The 16,349-nt window shown below is 73.5% G+C and carries 16 protein-coding genes and 1 tRNA gene; 6 read left to right on the top strand and 11 right to left on the bottom strand.

Going from position 1 to position 16,349, the window contains the following annotated elements; genetic code table 11:
* Positions 1-9: 9 nt before the first annotated feature.
* The 9 genes from AC07DC_RS12205 to AC07DC_RS12245 form a co-directional block, all read right to left on the bottom strand.
* Positions 10-1,395, bottom strand: coding sequence for an alpha/beta hydrolase (locus tag AC07DC_RS12205; RefSeq protein WP_478914293.1), 1,386 nt, complete (start codon positions 1,393-1,395; stop codon positions 10-12).
* A gap of 126 nt (positions 1,396-1,521) precedes the next feature.
* Positions 1,522-2,250, bottom strand: a complete 729-nt coding sequence (locus AC07DC_RS12210; protein WP_478914294.1) for a class F sortase — start codon at positions 2,248-2,250, stop codon at positions 1,522-1,524.
* Positions 2,251-2,403: 153 nt separating this feature from the next.
* Positions 2,404-2,477, bottom strand: a tRNA-Lys gene (locus tag AC07DC_RS12215).
* Positions 2,478-2,534: 57 nt separating this feature from the next.
* Positions 2,535-3,107 (bottom strand): bifunctional DNA primase/polymerase, encoded by a 573-nt coding sequence (locus AC07DC_RS12220; protein ID WP_478914621.1) that lies wholly within the window; start codon positions 3,105-3,107, stop codon positions 2,535-2,537.
* Positions 3,108-3,316: 209 nt separating this feature from the next.
* Positions 3,317-3,679, bottom strand: coding sequence for a hypothetical protein (locus tag AC07DC_RS12225; RefSeq protein WP_478914295.1), 363 nt, complete (start codon positions 3,677-3,679; stop codon positions 3,317-3,319).
* Positions 3,680-3,770: 91 nt separating this feature from the next.
* Positions 3,771-5,153, bottom strand: a complete 1,383-nt coding sequence (locus AC07DC_RS12230) for an AAA family ATPase (RefSeq protein ID WP_478914296.1) — start codon at positions 5,151-5,153, stop codon at positions 3,771-3,773.
* Positions 5,150-6,712 carry a hypothetical protein gene (locus AC07DC_RS12235; RefSeq protein WP_478914297.1) on the bottom strand — a complete coding sequence of 521 codons (1,563 nt, stop codon included), beginning with the start codon at positions 6,710-6,712 and terminating at the stop codon, positions 5,150-5,152. Before AC07DC_RS12235 ends, AC07DC_RS12230 begins: the two co-directional genes overlap by 4 nt.
* Complete coding sequence (locus tag AC07DC_RS12240; protein ID WP_478914298.1) at positions 6,703-7,845, bottom strand: hypothetical protein; 1,143 nt, start codon at positions 7,843-7,845, stop codon at positions 6,703-6,705. Before AC07DC_RS12240 ends, AC07DC_RS12235 begins: the two co-directional genes overlap by 10 nt.
* Positions 7,846-7,866: 21 nt before the next feature.
* A complete protein-coding gene (locus AC07DC_RS12245) occupies positions 7,867-8,862 on the bottom strand; it encodes a phosphatase PAP2 family protein (RefSeq protein WP_478914299.1) in 996 nt (331 codons plus the stop codon).
* 214 nt (positions 8,863-9,076) lie between these two features.
* Here AC07DC_RS12245 and AC07DC_RS12250 point away from each other — a divergent pair, with 214 nt between their 5' ends.
* A complete protein-coding gene (locus tag AC07DC_RS12250; protein WP_478914300.1) occupies positions 9,077-9,778 on the top strand; it encodes a TetR/AcrR family transcriptional regulator in 702 nt (233 codons plus the stop codon).
* Positions 9,779-9,815: 37 nt separating this feature from the next.
* Positions 9,816-10,424, top strand: coding sequence for a histidine phosphatase family protein (locus tag AC07DC_RS12255; RefSeq protein WP_478914301.1), 609 nt, complete (start codon positions 9,816-9,818; stop codon positions 10,422-10,424).
* Positions 10,425-10,739: 315 nt separating this feature from the next.
* On the opposite strand, the gene AC07DC_RS12260 is transcribed toward AC07DC_RS12255, so the two are convergent.
* On the bottom strand, positions 10,740-12,077 hold the full coding sequence (locus tag AC07DC_RS12260; protein WP_478914302.1) for a tetratricopeptide repeat protein: 1,338 nt from the start codon (positions 12,075-12,077) through the stop codon (positions 10,740-10,742).
* 250 nt (positions 12,078-12,327) lie between these two features.
* Here AC07DC_RS12260 and AC07DC_RS12265 point away from each other — a divergent pair, with 250 nt between their 5' ends.
* Positions 12,328-12,687 (top strand): hypothetical protein, encoded by a 360-nt coding sequence (locus tag AC07DC_RS12265; RefSeq protein ID WP_478914622.1) that lies wholly within the window; start codon positions 12,328-12,330, stop codon positions 12,685-12,687.
* A 31-nt stretch (positions 12,688-12,718) separates the two neighbouring features.
* Positions 12,719-13,585 (top strand): spermidine synthase, encoded by an 867-nt coding sequence (locus AC07DC_RS12270; RefSeq protein WP_478914303.1) that lies wholly within the window; start codon positions 12,719-12,721, stop codon positions 13,583-13,585.
* A 12-nt stretch (positions 13,586-13,597) separates the two neighbouring features.
* Here AC07DC_RS12270 and AC07DC_RS12275 read toward each other — a convergent pair whose 3' ends face one another.
* Positions 13,598-14,137 carry a hypothetical protein gene (locus AC07DC_RS12275; RefSeq protein ID WP_478914304.1) on the bottom strand — a complete coding sequence of 180 codons (540 nt, stop codon included), beginning with the start codon at positions 14,135-14,137 and terminating at the stop codon, positions 13,598-13,600.
* A 96-nt stretch (positions 14,138-14,233) separates the two neighbouring features.
* On the opposite strand from AC07DC_RS12275, the gene AC07DC_RS12280 reads away from it, so the two are divergent.
* Both AC07DC_RS12280 and AC07DC_RS12285 read left to right on the top strand, forming a co-directional pair.
* A complete protein-coding gene (locus tag AC07DC_RS12280) occupies positions 14,234-14,923 on the top strand; it encodes a response regulator transcription factor (protein ID WP_164295417.1) in 690 nt (229 codons plus the stop codon).
* Positions 14,920-16,314, top strand: coding sequence for a sensor histidine kinase (locus AC07DC_RS12285; protein WP_478914305.1), 1,395 nt, complete (start codon positions 14,920-14,922; stop codon positions 16,312-16,314). The genes AC07DC_RS12280 and AC07DC_RS12285 overlap by 4 nt, the downstream gene beginning before the upstream one ends.
* Positions 16,315-16,349 lie beyond the last annotated feature (35 nt).

Genomic DNA, 16,349 nt, shown 5'->3' on the forward strand with positions numbered 1-16,349 from the left:
GCAGTCCCGTCAGCCGCTGGAGGGGGAGGTCAGATGGGTGACGCCGCCGAGCCAGTCCAGCCCCACGGCGAGGCCGGGCCGCCAGACCGCCCAGCTGTGGCCGCCGGGCAGCTCCTTGTACGTGGCGTTCATGCCGGCCTTGCGGGCCGCCGCGTACGCGTCCCGCTGCTGCGGCGCGTAGGTGCCGTCGGAGGAGCCGACGATGAACAGGCCGTTGGTGCCGGAGAACGACTTCGTCTGCATGATCTTCAACGGGCTGATGGCGTCGTAGGCAGCCGTACTTCCGCCGAACAGCTCGTCGATGGTGTGCCGGTGGTCGCCCAGGGTCGGTTCGCGCTGCCCCGAGATGTCGATGAACGACCCGAAGAGTTCCGGAGCGGTGACGGCCAGCTGGAGCGAGCAGGTGCCGCCGAGCGAATAGCCGCCCGCGGCCCAGGACTTGGGGGCGGCGGCGACCTGGAGGTTGGCCTTGATCCAGGCCGGCACGTCCTGGGTGAGATAGGTGTGCACCTTGCCGCGTTTGGAGTCCACGCAGATGGTGTTGTTGAGCGGCGAGTGGAGGGTGTCGACGGAGACCGCGACCGGCGCCAGCCCGTGGTGCCGGGCGGCGTACGCGTCCATGGTGTCGGCCAGCTGGCCGGAGTCGAGCCAGTCCTGCGGCGATCCGGGCTGACCGGGCATCAGGACGATGACGGGGAGGAGCGCGCGGGGGTTGGTCCGGTAGGCGGGCGGCAGATAGACCCAGCCGTCGCGCGCGTCGAAGCCGGAGACGGTGCCGGGGATCCGCACCTTCGACAGCGATCCCTTGTCGGGCATGTCCGCGGGCGGCTTCCACACCGATTCGAGCGTGCCCCCTTCCGGGGTGCGGACGGCGTTGTTCTGCTTGCCGCCGCCACCGGCCGTCTTGAGGTCGGTGCTCTGCCGGGTCAGCGCGGTCACCAGGGTGCGGAGCCGGGGGTACTGGTCGTAGTACCTGTTCACTTCCGAGCACGCCGCCAGCAGGACGAGCAGCCCCGCGAGCAGCGCGGCCAGCCGGATCGGCCAGCGGGGTGCGTAGCAGCAGCGGGCCACGCCCAGGGCGAGGCCGAACACCCCGATCCCGATCCACACCAGGACGCTGAGCGGCAGTTCGTCGGCGATCAGCCGCCAGGAGTTGTCCTCCAGGTACTGCACGACGAACACCGCGACGGCGGTGCCGAGGGCGATCAGCGGGACGGTGAGGGTCCACCAGGAGCGGCGGCGGACCACGAGCAGCCAGCAGAGCGACAGCAGGCCGATCACGAGCACGATCCAGGGCACGGCGCCGTTGGTGAGCGACCAGTCCATCGGACCGGTCATGGCCAGCGGCTGTCGCACAGGGGCCTCCCCGGTGACGCGCAGATTCAGAAATGGCATCAGAAATACTTAAACTAGGACATAGTTCACTCACCTGCCAGTGGTGTGCCCCCGGATCGGCCAACCGGCCGTTCCGGGGGTGGGCGCGCTGGTGGAGAGGGATTCCGCAGGTGGTGTGCCGGTGCGTCAGGCCGGGCGGGTGGATCCGGTGAGCCGGGCGTAGACCACGACATTGCCCCGGTATCCCGACGCCTCGCTGAAGGAGCCGCCACAGGTGATCACGCGCAGCTCGGCGTCCGGCGTCGCGCCGTAGACCCGATCCGTGGGGAAGTCCTGCTTCTCGTAGACCTCGATGCCGTAGACGGTGAACACGGCGGTGCGGCGGTCCGCGCGGTCGATCTCGATGCGGTCGCCCTTGTGCAACCCGCCCAGCAGGTAGAAGACCGCGGGCCCCTCGCGGGTGTCCACATGCCCGGCGAACACCGCCGCACCCGCCGCGCCGGGCGCGGCCCCGTCCGCGTACCACCCGGCCAGCCCGCGCTCGGTCTGCGGCGGGGTCTGCAGATGGCCGGTGGCGTCGAGCCCGAGCCGCATGACGGGCGCGTCGACCCCGATGACCGGGACGCGGATCCGTACCGGGGCGGCGGCGGGCAGCGGCGCCACGCGCGGCGGCAGGACCGCCTCCGGCGGCCCCGTGCCGTCCGGGTCCCGCGGGGCCGCGGAGACCGCCTCGGCCGCGGCGGGCAGCGGCGGCTCCCGCTCCTGCGTGCCGTCGCGCAGCAGCCACGCCCCGGTCACGACCGTGACCGCGATGAAGCCCGCCGCCATCCGGCCGACGCGGCGGGCCGGCGGACGCCACGCGTCCGCGCGCGCGCCGTCGGGCGCGTCGGGGGGACGGTAGTGCGGCAGCGGCATGGCGGGGCCTCCTGGAGACGGTCTCTCCCTGGCCTTGTTACCGCGCCGGGCCGCTCCCGTACCGGACCCGTACCGCAACGGCACTGTGTCGAGAAATGACGAAAGGCGCCCCTCCCGAAGGAGGAACGCCCAGGTCAACGGAGTTTCCGTAGGTGCGCCGCCAGGGACTCGAACCCCGGACCCGCTGATTAAGAGTCAGCTGCTCTAACCAACTGAGCTAGCGGCGCGTGCTGCGAGACAGACATTAGCACCCGCTTCCGGCGGAGTGAAAATCGATATCCCGATCAGGCCGGAGAGGCCGAGGGAGCCGGTGCGGAAGCGGTCGTACGGGCTACGGCGCGGGCCGCGCGGATACAGGCCCACAGCAGCACGTCGGGGCCCGGGAGCCAGGGGTGACGGGTGTCGGGGGCCACCACCCAGCGCGACGAGCCGCCCTCGGTGTCCAGGCCGGTCTCGTCGCCGTACAGCGGCGGCACGGTCACCGCGTCCCCGAGGCCGTGGCACATCAGCGGCGGCACGGAGCTGCCCCACTCCTCCCAGCCGAGCAGTGACGGCAGCCGCTGCGCGGACCCGGGGGCGACCAGTAGCAGCACCCGGCCGCGGTGCAGGGCGACCGGCCCGCTTCCGGGTCCTGACGCCCATAACTGCTCCAGCACCCGGCGCCCGAAGAGCGCGGGGAGGTTCACCACGTCGAAGACGGTGCCGCACGGCAGCACGCTGGGCGCTGTCGGGCGGGCGCTCCAGAGCGCCTGGACGCTGCGCGGGAACGCGCTGGCGGAGGCGAGCCAGGCGGCTCCCGCCGCGGTGACGAACGCGGTGTGCGACTGCCGTACAGGGTCCGTCGGGTCGCCGGCCATGGTGATGTCCGGGTGCCTCCAGGTATCCCACTGCCATTCGCTCATAACACCTAGAGGTACCGGCCGCTCGCACTGCGTTGATGTGAATCGGACGAATACGGGACAGGAACGCCGGCCGTCCGGTACCTTGCGCATCCTGCATATGCCAGACGGTTGTAGGCGCTTGACACAATCACCGGCTCGAAAACCCGTTCAGGGACCGCTTCCGGTCACCGCTCCTGCAGGCGTGTCCCGAACTCGACCATCTTCTTCGCGTAGTCCTCGGTCCAGCCCGACTGTTCCGCGATCGCGGCATACGTCAGCCGGTCGAACCGCCGGGGATCGGCCAGCTGGGCCGCGGCTATCGCCTGGTACTCCGTCGCCCGGTCGGCGGCGGCGCGGAAGGCCAGCGCCAGCTCCGTGGAGCGCGCCAGCAGCTGCCGCGGATCGTCCAGCGACTCCAGGTCGAAGAAGTGCTCCTCGTCCTCGAGGGCCTGGGCGGGCTCGAAGAGCAGCTCCGCGGGGCGCAGGCGCCGTGCGGTAGCCGGCGGGACAGCGTCGCGCCGGTCGTGAGCCGACTGCGGCTCGGACATGTACCTACCTCCAAGGGATTCGCGCGTTCCATTGTCCCGCGCCCGCGCAAGTGGGCCTCCGGGCCGTCCGAAGTGCAGTTCCGCACCGGGTCTACGTCCGGTACGGGACCCGGTGCTCGTCCAGGTGCGCCAGCACGGCGTGGTTCGCCTCCCAGCCGTCGGGGAACTTCACCGTGACGCCCAGCTGCACCGGTTCCGTCGACGGGTGCTCGTCCAGCAGCCTGGCCACACCCGCCCGGCACACCACGATGCAGGCGTGCCGGTGCCGGGAGGCCAGCACGCACAGCCGGCCCGTCTCCAGATGGAACGCCGTCGCGTCCGGGCGGCCGGACAGCGGGTGCAGGAAGACCGTCACGTCGAACTCCCGGCCCTGCAGCCGGTTCGCGGTGTCCACGGCGACACCGGAGACGCCCAGCGCGGTGAGCGCCGCCCGCACCGCCGCCGCCTGGTCGCGGTGCGCCGTACCGACCGCGATCCGGTCCGCGGTCAGCGGCGCCGGCTCCGGCGAGCGCTCGCTGAACGTCACCCCGCCCCGGTCCAGCAGCCGCCGCACCACCTGGGCCACCGCGTGCACCGCCTCCGGATCCGTCCGGGGAGTGTGGCGGGCCGGCAGCTCCAGCAGCCCCCAGCCCGACGCGGCCGCCTCGTCCAGCGCCTCGTCCGGCCCCGTGCCCTGCGAGGGCACACCGAACGACAGCCGCCGGACGCCCGGCCCGGTGCCGCTGCGGAACGGCGTGTACGGATAGAACGCCCGCGACACCAGCGGCGCCGCCGACGCCGGCAGTCGCCACGACACCGGAAGCCGGTGCTGCGGGAGCCCCGGATTGTGCGCCAGCAGCGTCACCACCGCGCTCGCCGACGGGTCGTAGCTCAGCCCCGCCCACTGGTCGGCGCCCACCACGCTGAACGGGTCCAGCTGACCCGGGTCGCCGACGAAGAGCGCCCGCTCGAAGAGCCCGGCCACCTGCAGCAGCGCGTCCGAGCGCATCTGGTACGCCTCGTCGACGATCGCGTGCCGCCAGGGGGAGGTCAGATCGGTGGTCTTGACGTACGCCCACTTCGCCGAGGTCGCGATCACCACCTTCTGCGCGGCGAGATCGGCGACCTTCTGGGACTTCACGATCGACGGATGCCGGTCGAGCATCGGATCGGGGGGCGACTCGCTGCCGTGCAGCCGGCCGATGGAGAGCCCGGGATCGGCGGTCGCCAGCCGGTCCGCGAGATCGTCCACCTGCGCGTTCGTCTGCGCCACCACCATCAGTGACTCGCCCGCCGCCGCCAGCTCCTGCGCGGCGCGCACCACGAGCGTGGACTTGCCCGCGCCCGGCGGGGAGTCGACGACGACGCCGCGCGACGAGCCGTGCAGCGTGTCGCGCAGGATCGCCTCCGTGACCGCCGTGGCTTCCGCGCCGGGATCGCGCGGGGCGGGGCGGGCCGTGCCGTGGGGCGGAGAGTCCTCCGTCGTGCGGCTCACAGGAAGTCCTCCACGGTGACGGGGTCGGGTGCGGGGGCGGCCGGCGCCGCGGCGGACTGCGGCGGGCCGCCGTGCGTCCACGGGGTGTCCTCGGGGTCGGGCAACTCGGGTCCGCCGCGCGGCGCGTGCTCGAACAGGGTCCAGCAGACGTGGTCGCCGGGCGCCGGCACCGATCCCTCGTCCGGGACCTTGCCCCGGCCCATGCCGTTCAGCAGCCGCACCGTGACCTCGCCGGCCGCCGGCCACTCGACGAACCGCGCCTCCTGGGTCTTCCCGCCGGGCAGCGCGCGGTAGAGCTTCGCGTCGGCGTCGAAATGCGGCACGTCGCCGGTCGCGACCGTCACCAGCGGGCGCGGGCGCGGCACCTTCGCCTCGCTGTACGCCATCACCACGTCGGTGACCTCGCCCGCGAACGCCTCGCCCGACAGCCGGCGGCCCGCCATCACCAGCGGATCGTCCAATGCCTCCTGCGCCTCCAGCCGCACCTGGGCCGTCTCGCGGCCCATCAGCTTCTGCGCGGCCGCGATGGCGTCGTCCCGCTTCGGCTGCGGCGGCTCACCGGCCCGCACCCGGTCCCGGTGCCCGGTGTAGGACCAGCGGTCGCGCTTCCAGCGCTCCTCCACATGCCCGCCCTCGGGCAGCGCGCGCAGCAGGTCGAGGCCGCGCCACACATCGTCCCAGGTGGGCCGCAACTGGCTCTCGACGAGCGCCCGCACCTCGGCCTCGGCGACGGACATCGCCGCGGAGCGCTCCTGCCCGGCCGCGCGCGCCGCCGCGCGGGCCGCGTCGAAGCGGGACATCGCGGGCGCCAGCACCGTGTTGTCGAAGGCGGGGTCGGTCGCCGGGCCGGCGGGCGGGCTCAGCAGCAGGCCGTCCGGTCCGCGTCCGGTCTCCGCGCGGCGGGCGGCGTCGGCGCCGGTCATGCCCTCGGGAGGGTCGATCCAGCCGAGCAGCGCGCCCAGGTGCTGGTCCTCCAGATTGCTCTGGCCGGTCGCCCAGTGGCGCGACAAGAGCTCCGTCATCGACAGCAGCAGCGAGGCGCCGGGGGTCCGGGCGCGCTCCCCGTAGTGGGTCAGCCAGCGCCCGGACAGCGGCACCCGCGACGGCACGGGGTAGGGCTCGTCCGGATTCTCCTCCGCCGTGCGCCGGAACCGGGTGGAGCGGCCGAGCAGCCGGACGTAATCGGCCGCCGCCACGTTCGGCACGATGATCTGCGGGGCGTCCGCGCAGACCTCGGACTCCTCGCGGTTCCGCGTCGCCGGTTCGGTCTCCACCGCGTCCGCGTACCGGTCCATGTGCGCGATGACCGTGGTCGCCAGCGCCGCGAGGAAGTCGAACCGCAGGTCCCGGTCGCGCGGCTGCGGCACCACCAGCAGGCTGGGCGCCTCCCGGTCGCGGCCCACCAGCGCGCCCAGCGGCGCGCCCACCTCGCCGGCCGTGGTCAGCGGCACGAACACCAGCGGATGCTGCGACAGGTGCCGGTGCCGGACCGTCGCCACCGGCTGCGCCCGGCCCGCGACCACGGATTCGGCCCGCGCCAGGATCCCGATCAGTGACATGTGCCACCCCCGGCCGCGGTGAGGGCCTCGGCGCGCAGCACGGCGGCACGGCGCAGCGCCGCGACGGCGGGGTCCGCGTCGGCGCTGCCGGCGTCCGTGCCGAGGGCGGCGGCCAGGACGGCCTCGACCGTGGTCAGGGTGCCCAGCTCGCCGCGCAGGCCCCGGCCGAGGGACTCGACGGAGCCGCAGGCGCGGGAGCGGTCGCGGCAGTGGAAGGCCAGCTCGCAGGCGGCCAGGCACTCGGGGGAGTACGCGGCGGGGACCGCGTCGACGGCGGCGGTCAGTTCGGGGACCGGCCGGGTCGGGGTGCGGCCGTCCGCGGACCAGCGCAGGTCGAACGTGGTGCCGTCCGGCAGCTCGGCGGCGATCTCCTCGATACGGGTCAGCCGGGTCAGCTGCCGACGGGTCACCGACAGCTGCTTGCGCACGTCGACGAACTGGGCGGTCGGCAGGTTGGAGAAGTCCTTGGGGCACACCAGCAGCACATCGTGCGAGACCCGCACGGGACCTGCGGTCTCCTCCAGGAGCCCGGCCACCCGCTCCAGCGCGAGCACGTAGACCGCGGACTGGCGGGCGGCGGCGCCCACCTTCACCGCGTCCGCGCCGCCGTCCAGGATCGGGAAGGACTTGACCTCGACCACCGTCCAGGAGCCGTCCGGCGCGATGGCCACCGCGTCCGGCTCCAGGTAGGCGGCGGAACCCGCCACGTCGAGCGCCAGCAGAGGGTGGTCCAGCAGCGTCCAGCAGCCGGCGGACGTCGCCTCCGCCAGCGCCAGCCGCGTCCTGGCGGTGCGGCCCTCAGGGCCGGCGGCCGACAGGTCGGGCAGCAGGGCGCCGCTGCCCTCGGGGGCGCCCAGCAGCCGCAGCAGCTCGGCGCACTCCTCTGCCTTGACACGGGCCTCGAAGGCATGGCCGCGCGCGAAGGCGAACTGGGACTGCCCGAACGGGGCGGGTGCGCCCAGCACCTGCGCGACCGCGCCCTTGTCGATCCCGGCGGCGTCGAGCAGGGCCCGGCGGCGGCAGCCGGGATTCGCGGCCAGGGCCGCGAGGGCCCGCGCGTCGAGCGGACGTGGTGACGTGGCCGGTCCGCGCAACTCGGCCAGCCGCTCCCGCAGATAGTGCGTAGTGCTCACCCGCGGAAGTCTCGCACCCGGCTAGGACAATCGGCCCTGACCCACGGAAGACCTGCCCGAGGGATCGCTTCTGTGCTCGTCCGCCGACGCCGTCCGCGGGGTCGGGACCCCGCCGGGGACCGGGCCGTGCGGTGCCGTCCTGGGAGCCGGCGAGGCGGGGGCCTTCACGCTGGAGACGGAGGCGGAGGCGGAGGCCGCCACGACCGGGCTGTGGCCCTCGACGGCGGTGGTGGCGCCGGACCGGACGGCCAACCGGGCGCGCAGCGCGTCGACGGCCTGCAGGGCCTGCGGGGCCAGCAGGTAACCGATGCCCATGACGGCCGCGCCGGCGACCGCGTCGAGCAGGTAGTGGTTGGCGGTGCCCATCACCACGAACGTCGTGATCAGCGGGTACAGGATGCCCAGCGCGCGCACCAGCGGGGTCCGCCCGTAGCGCCACAGCATGATCCCGCACCACAGCGACCAGCCGACGTGCAGGCTGGGCATCGCCGCGTACTGGTTGGTGAGACCGCCCAGGCCGCGCGGGGCGCTGGCGTCCTGGCCCCACCAGCCGTAGGAGCCGTACTGCGCCATGGTGTCGATGAAGCCGTGGCTGGAGTCGAGCAGCCGCGGCGGCGCCGTGGGCGTGAGGGTGAATCCGATCAGCCCGATCAGGGTGGAGAGCATCAGCCATGTGCGGGCCGCGCGGTAGTGGGTCGGCCGCCGCCGCCACAGCCACACCAGGATGATGGGGGTCACGAGATAGTGCAGCGAGGCGTACGCGAAGTCCGCCGGGACGCCGATGGCGGCGTACTTGGTGCAGATGCCGTTGAGCCAGCGCTCCGGATCGATCCGCATCAGCTCTTCGAGACGCATGATGTCGATGCCGCTCTTGACGGCGTTGTCCACGTCGCCGCGGACCAGGAGCCGGCCGCACGAGTAGAGGGCGTACACGACGGCGATGAGCGGCAGCTCGGTCCACCAGCGCAGCCGGCCCCGATAGGCCGAGGCGCGAGGCGCTGTGGCGGTGATCGTCATGCGGCCGGTCTCCCCGTTCTGCGAATGTGGCTCCTTGCGGACCATGTCGTAGGCTCTACCGTACGTCGTACGCTAGACAGCCCGCACATCGCCCCGGAAATTCCTGGCCACGTAGCGTTCGTTCCGTGTTCAACATGTCTTGGTCGGGTATGCGTGCGGGAAGACGCCCGGGGCACCCTCCCAGGTTGCTCGCCGCGAGAAGTAAGAGAATGGCATGACCGTCACCCAGACGGCGCGCTCCCCACGGCGCCGCGCCCCTCGCAACACGCTCAACCCGGACCGGATCCTCGACGCGGCGGTCGCACTTCTCGACCGTGACGGCGCCGAGGCGTTCACCATGCGCGCGCTCGCCGCGCAGCTCGGCGTCGGCACGATGGCCGTCTACTCGCACTTCCGCAGCAAGGAAGAGATCAGCGACGCCGTCGCCCAGCGGCTGCTCAGCGAGGTCGAACTGCCGGCCGTGGGCGCGGGCGACGCCGACCCCCGCGAGCAGCTGCGCGAGGTGTGCCGCAGCGTCTTCCGGCTCTTCGCCGACCACCCCTCGGCCCTGCAGCTGCTGACCACCCGGCCCATGCGCGGCGACGAGGCCATCGCCGTCATCGACCGGATGCTCGGCCTGCTGCGCGCCGCCGGCCTCGACCGCGTCGACGCCGCGCGCGCCCATGTCGCCCTCATGCAGTACACGGTCGGCTCCGCGCTGTGGAACGTCCGGCGGGACCGCGCCCTGTGCGAGGACGGTCTGCGCGAGCGGGTACGCGCCCGGCTCGCCGACCTCCCCTCGGACCGCTACCCGGCTCTCACCGAGCTCGTCCCCGAGCTCGCCATCGCGCAGGACGCGGGGATGGCCCAGTACGAGCTGGGCCTCGACGGCCTGCTGACCGGCCTCATCGGTCGGGGTGCGCGCGGTGCGCGATGATGGAGTGATCTCCATTACGTGATGAAAGGCCCTCCGCATGGCTCCGCGCATCCTTCTGGTCCGGCACGGCCAGACGGAGTGGTCCCTCTCCGGCCGCCACACCGGACGCACCGACATCCCCCTCACCGAGGAGGGCCGCCGCACCGCCCGGCTCCTCGCCGAGCGACTGCACCGCGCGCCCTGGGAGGCGCTGCCCGGCGTCGAGGTCCGCACCAGCCCGCTCGTCCGGGCCAGTGAGACCTGCGAGCTCACCGGCTTCGGCGACCGCGCCAAGGAGTGGGACGCGCTGATGGAGTGGGACTACGGCGACTACGAGGGGCTGACCCCCGACGGGATCGCGGAGCGTGAGCGCGCGGCGGGGCGGCCGGCGTGGAACATCTGGCGGGACGGGGTGGTGGGCGGGGAGTCCCTCGCGGAGGTCGCGCGGCGGGCGGACGAGGTGGTGGCGTGGGCGCGGTCGGCGGACCGGGATGTACTCGTTTTCGCCCACGGGCACTTTCTGCGGACGCTCGGGTCGCGGTGGCTGGGGTTGGATCCGTCGTTCGGGGCGTCGATCAGGTTGGATCCGGCGTCGCTGTCGGTTCTGGGGTGGGCTTACGGGGATCCGGCGGTGGAGCGCTGGAACGACACGGGGCACCTCGGGTGACGTTGTGGGGTCGGTGGCCGGGCCCTCCGGGAGGGGGGTCCGAAATCGTATATTTACGTGCCTGGCGGCCCACAAATACACGGCAGCATTTCGGACCCCCCTCCCTGCGGCCCCGTCCCCCTCACGTCACAGCTGGTCCGCTGGTGCCGACGTACGTCGATCGGTGCCGGTATCGGGCGGGTGGGTGGGGAAAGCCCGCCGCAGGCGCAACGCTGGGTCGGGCGCTGACGTAGCCGCACCCCCGCCGGAGGCGGCGCGGCCCGCCGCAGGCGTGACGGTGTCGCGGGCGCCGACGTAGCCGCATGCGGAGCGTGGTCAGCGGACCCCCGCCGGAGGTGTTTGGCGGCTCAGGAAGTCGGCTACCGCCGTCGTCCGGTGGTGGGGGCGGAGGCGGGTGGCTGTGGTGTCCAGTAGGGCGCGGACGCGGGAGGACTGGACGCGGCCGAGGAGGTCGAGGACGCGTGAGCCCGCGGCGGCGGCCTCGTCGGGGCGGCCGCCGGCGGCCAGGTTTGCGGACAACTCGGCGCCGTAGAGGGCGATGTTGCGGGTGAAGTGCGGGTCCTGGAGGCTCACCGCGCGTCGGGCGGCCTCCGCGGCGCGGCGGTGGTCGCCCAGCGCCGACCAGGACTGGGCCTCCAGGCCCGCGAGTTCGGCCTCGCCGAAGAACGTCATCCACTGCGGATCGGCGTCGGACGGGCCGCGCCCGAACAGTGACTGCGCGCGGGACAGGGCGCGTTCGCACCCGGTGCGGTCGCCGAGTCCTGCCCGGCCGCCCGCCTCGCGCAGCGCGAGCAGGGAGAGCAGCCGCGGCGAGGCGAGGCGCTTGGCGGCGGCCTGGGCGGCCTGTGCGGCGCGGACCGCCTCGTGCGGCCGGTCCGCGTCGCGGGCGAGGAAGGCGGTGTTGCAGAACGCGTGCGCCTCCAGGGCCGCATCGCCCGAGACCCGGGCCGTGGCGAGCGCCTCGGCGTAGTAGGAGCGGGCGTCGGTGAACCGGCCGGAGTCGTGGGCCAACCAGCCGACGGAGACGGCGAGTTCACCCGCGCCGGCGTACAGCCCGTCGGCCACGGACTGGCTGTAGGCGCCCTCGTCGAGCAGCCGGTAGGCGGTGCGCAGGGCCGAGCCGGCCTGTTCGTACAGGCCGTCCGCGCCGTGCCGGTCGTCGTGCAGCCGGATGTGCCGGACGGCCTGCTCGACGGCGTGGACCTCGCTGACGCCGACCCGGCCGGCGGGCGGGTGCACGGCGGAGCCGGACACCAGGGCGGTCGCGATGACGGCGGGGCCGCCGGTCATGAACACGCGACGCAGCACGTCGCTCTCCTCGAACTCGAATTCGTACGTCTCTTGCGGTGGTGCGCCGCCGCGTCTGCCCCGTACGACCTCGCGCGGGGCGAAGCCCAGGTCGCCCAGCGAGCGGCCGGGGAACATGTGGCGGAACACCCGCTCGTAGGCGTAGTTGGGGCACCGGATCTCCCCGGCCTCCACGCGCCCGATGTAGCGGGCGTCGCAGCTGACCTGTTCACCGATCTCGCGGGCGCAGCGGCGTACCGCCGCCGCGAACTCGCTGGGGGAACGGTCTCCGCGCAACTGCCGGAAGGCCGTGTTGGCCATGGTGGCGGTTCGGGCTGGATCGGGGCTGGAGGACAGTGAAGCCATGGCGGACTCCTGGTGCGGACGGCGCGACGACGGTACCCGTTGTGACCGGGCAGATACCGAGGGTTTGCCTACAAAACGGATATCTCACCCGCGATCCGCCATGAAATGCCACCCCTTGCGGCGTTAGCCGGGCGTAGCTGTTGACACGGAGGCGCGTTGTACCTCTCGTAAGGGCGGTGCTGCGTCCGCCCGCGAGGAGGGCCCCTTGTTGGACATCGATCGGCACGAACCGAGCCCGGAGCGGAGCGAGATGCCGCCGGCGACGCCGCCGTGCGATCTCGTCACCGTCCCGACCCAGCAGGGCCTGGAGGCCGTCGACATCCTGCGGCTGCGGACCGGCGTCGGGCCGGTGCTGCACGACAAGGCGGGGGACGGCATCGGCTTCCTGGTGCCGCCGGGCACCGCGGACGGCTGGGACCTGCCCGGCAGTTCCTGTACCCGGAGCAACGGCCGCGGCTTCTCGATCGGCGCCGAGCCGCCGCTGGCCGGCTCCGGCTGGCTGGTGCCGCCGGACAGCGGGCCCGGCCGGATCACGGCCACCGACCCGGCCGTCCTGCGGGCGGCGCTCGGCGAGGCGGCCCGCACGATCAGGCTGGCCGGCGGCGTCTGACGGCAGCCGCCTGCTGGCCGATACTGGTCGGGTGGCAGGTAAGAAGCAGGGCGGAAGGGCGCAGTCCCGGGAAGCGGTCGGCGCCGCGGTCGACGGCGGGCAGGCCGAGCTGGTCCCGGACCGGGAGCGGCCGCGCGGCTGGACGCTGCTCATCGACGGTGCCCCGCAGTCGCACGTCGATCTCGACGACCCGTCGTACCTGGACTTCTCGTACCAGCGCAGGCTCGGCCACATCATCGACCTGGTCGCGCCCCCTGGGCGCCCGCTGCAGGTGCTGCACCTGGGCGGCGGCGCGCTCACCCTGGCCCGGTACACCGCCGCGACCCGGCCGCGCTCCACGCAGCAGGCCGTCGAGATCGACGCTCCGCTCGTCGAGCTGGTCCGCCGTGAGTTGCCGTGGGACCGGACCTGGCGGATCAAGGTGCGTGGCGGGGACGCGCGGGCCGGGCTCGCGAAGGTCCCGGACGGCTGGGCCGACCTGGTCATCGCCGATGTCTTCGGCGGCGCCCGCACTCCGGCGCATCTGACCAGCGCCGAATTCCTGCACGAGGTCAGGCGCGCGCTGCGGCCCGGCGGTTTCTACGCGGCCAACCTCGCGGACGGCGGCGCGCTCGGTTTCCTGCGCGCCCAGATCGCCACCGCGCGGTCGGCGTTCGCCGAGGTCTGTGTGTCCGCCGACCCGGCCGTGCTGCGCGGTCGCCGGTTCGGCAACGCCGTGCTGCTCGCCGCCGACGTCGAGCTGCCGCTCGCCGAGCTGACCCGGCGGGTCGCCTCCGACCCGCACCCCGGCCGCGTCGAACACGGCCGCCCGCTCGCCGACTTCGCCGGCGGCGCGACCCCGGTCACGGACGCGACGGCCGCCCCGTCCCCGGCTCCGCCGGAGTCGGTCTTCCGCTGAACCGCGCGCCCTCTAGGCCTTGTACATCTCCACTACGGGCGGGTGGCCGTTCCAGGTGCAGAAGACCGACGAGGTGGTGGTTCCGTTGCTGAAGTCCACCCGGATCCATTCGTCCAGCTTCCAGACCTTCATCGCCCAGCCCGAGTCGGGGGTGGCCGAGACGAGGGTGGCCGAGGACGGCCCGAGGTCGAGCACGACGCGGCCGCCGGTGACCTTGTAGCTGTGCACATTGCCGGTGGTGTTGCTGGTGGAGGCGTCGTGCGACGCACCTGGGGGCCGCTCGGGCGGCAGGGAAGGCGCCTTCGTCGCGGACTTGGTGGTGGGCGGCACGGTCGGTGCGGGCGACGTCGTGGACGGCGCCGGCTTCGGCCGGTGCGTGGAGGAGGCCACCGGCCGTGCGGAGGACCCCGCGACGGCATCGGAGACCGGGAGCGCGCGCGGTGGATCGTAGGCGGTGCCGGCGAGCACGGAGTGCACCCCGAACCACGACATCGTCACCGCGGCGGTGGTCGCGAGCGTCCAGGCCCCGGCGTGAAGCAATCCTCGTTGCATCGGCACATCCTGCCGTACGCGCGGCAGGCCCGAGCGCGGAGGGCGGTAAACGGACGGAGCGGTACCGCGTCCCCCGAATGGGCTACCGTGCGGGCCATGGCAAGTGTGCTCGTGGTCGAGGACGACCAGTTCGTGCGCTCCGCCCTCATCCGGCACCTCACTGAGGCGGCCCACACCGTACGCAGTGTGGGCACGGCTCTTGAGGCGCTGCGCGAGGTGGCGCAGGTCGGTTTCGATGTCGTGATCCTGGATCTCGGCCTCCCGGATCTGGACGGGTCGGAGGCGCTGAAGATGCTGCGCGGGATCACCGATGTCCCGGTGATCATCGCCACCGCCCGTGACGACGAGGCGGAGGTGGTCAGGCTGCTCAACGCGGGCGCCGACGACTACCTCGTCAAGCCGTTCTCGGTCGAGCATCTCTCCGCCCGGATGGCCGCCGTACTGCGCCGGGCGCGGGGCCGCGAGGCCGCGCCCGACGAGACCGCGCGGCTCGCCGTCGGCGGGCTGCGGATCGACGTGCGCAGGCGGCAGGCGGAGCTCGACGGGGTGACGCTGGACCTGACCCGCCGTGAGTTCGACCTGCTGGCCTTCCTCGCGTCGCGCCCCGGCGTCGTCGTGGCGCGCAAGGAACTGCTGGCCGAGGTGTGGCAGCAGTCGTACGGTGACGACCAGACCATCGACGTCCATCTGTCCTGGCTCCGCCGCAAACTGGGCGAAACGGCCGCCCGGCCGCGGTATCTGCACACCCTGCGCGGCGTCGGGGTGAAGCTGGAGCCACCGGCATGAGATGGCTGCTCGTCAAGGTGTGCCTGGCGGTGACGGCGATGGTCGTCGTGGCGTTCGCCGTACCGCTGGGACTGGTGGTGAAGGAGCTGGCCCGGGACCGGGCGTTCTCCAACGCCGAACGCCAGGCGGCCGCGATCGGCCCCGCGCTGGCCATCACCACCGACCGCGTTCAGCTGGAACGGGCGCTCGCCTCCACCCAGGCGGGCGCGGACGGCCGGATGGCGCTGCATGTGCCGGCGACCCCCGGCACCGCCCCGGTCGAGATCGGCAGGCACCGCTCCTCCGACGCCGCCATGGACGCCGCGTCCAGCCGCGGCCGGGCCTCCACCGTCCCGGTCGGCGGCGGGTACGCGCTGCTGCAGCCGAACGCGGTCAGCTCGGGCACGGTCGCGGTCGTCGAGGTCTTCGTCCCGGACAGCGACATCACCCGGGGCGTCGCCACCGCGTGGATCGTGCTGGCGGCGGTCGGTATCGGCCTGATCGTCGGCTCGGTGGCCATCGCCGACCGGCTCGGCACCCGGATGGTGCGGCCCGCGGGCCGGCTGGCGAACGCGGCGAACGCGCTCGGCCGCGGCGACCTCGGCGTCCGGGTCTCGGAGGCCGGGCCCTCCGAACTGCGCTCGGTGGCCGTCGCGTTCAACGCCATGGCCGACCAGGTCGTCCAACTGCTCGCCAACGAACGCGAACTGGCCGCCGACCTCTCGCACCGGCTGCGCACCCCGCTCACCGTGCTCCGGCTCAACGCCGCCTCGCTCGGGAACGGACCCGTCGCCGAGCAGACCCGCGAGGCCGTCGCGCAGTTGGAGCGCGAGGTCGACACGATCATCCGCACCGCGCGCGAGCAGCAGATCACCGCACCGGTCGTGGCCGGGTGCGACGCGGCCGAGGTGATCCGCGAGCGGATGGCGTTCTGGTCCGCCCTCGCCGAGGACCAGGGGCGCGAGGCGCGCACGGCGGGCGTGGACCGGCCGGTCCGGGTGCCGGTGGCCCGCGGCGAGCTGGCGGCCGCGCTCGACGCCATGCTCGGCAACGTCTTCCGGCACACCCCGGAGGGCACCGCCTTCGCCGTTGACGTGCACAACGGCGAGGATGCGGTGATCGTGCTGGTCTCCGACGCCGGTACCGGGATCAGGGACCCCGCGGCCGCGCTGCGCCGCGGCCAGGGCGACGGAGGACCGGGCTCGACGGGCCTGGGTCTGGACATCGTGCGCCGGGTCGCCGAGTCCACCGGTGGCGACATCGCCATCGGCCACTCCGTGCTCGGCGGCACCGAGGTCCGGGTCTGGCTGGCGCTGCGCCCCGGCTCCGGCGACCCCGGCCGAGGTCACCGTGTGGCACGGCGCCGTCGCAGACCGGGGCAGAAGCCCAGCGCCAGTGGTCTGAACCTTTAACGCGCTCCGATGCCGTCCTTAAGGGCGCCATAAAG

Source organism: Streptomyces sp. NPDC045021 (assembly GCF_056432645.1).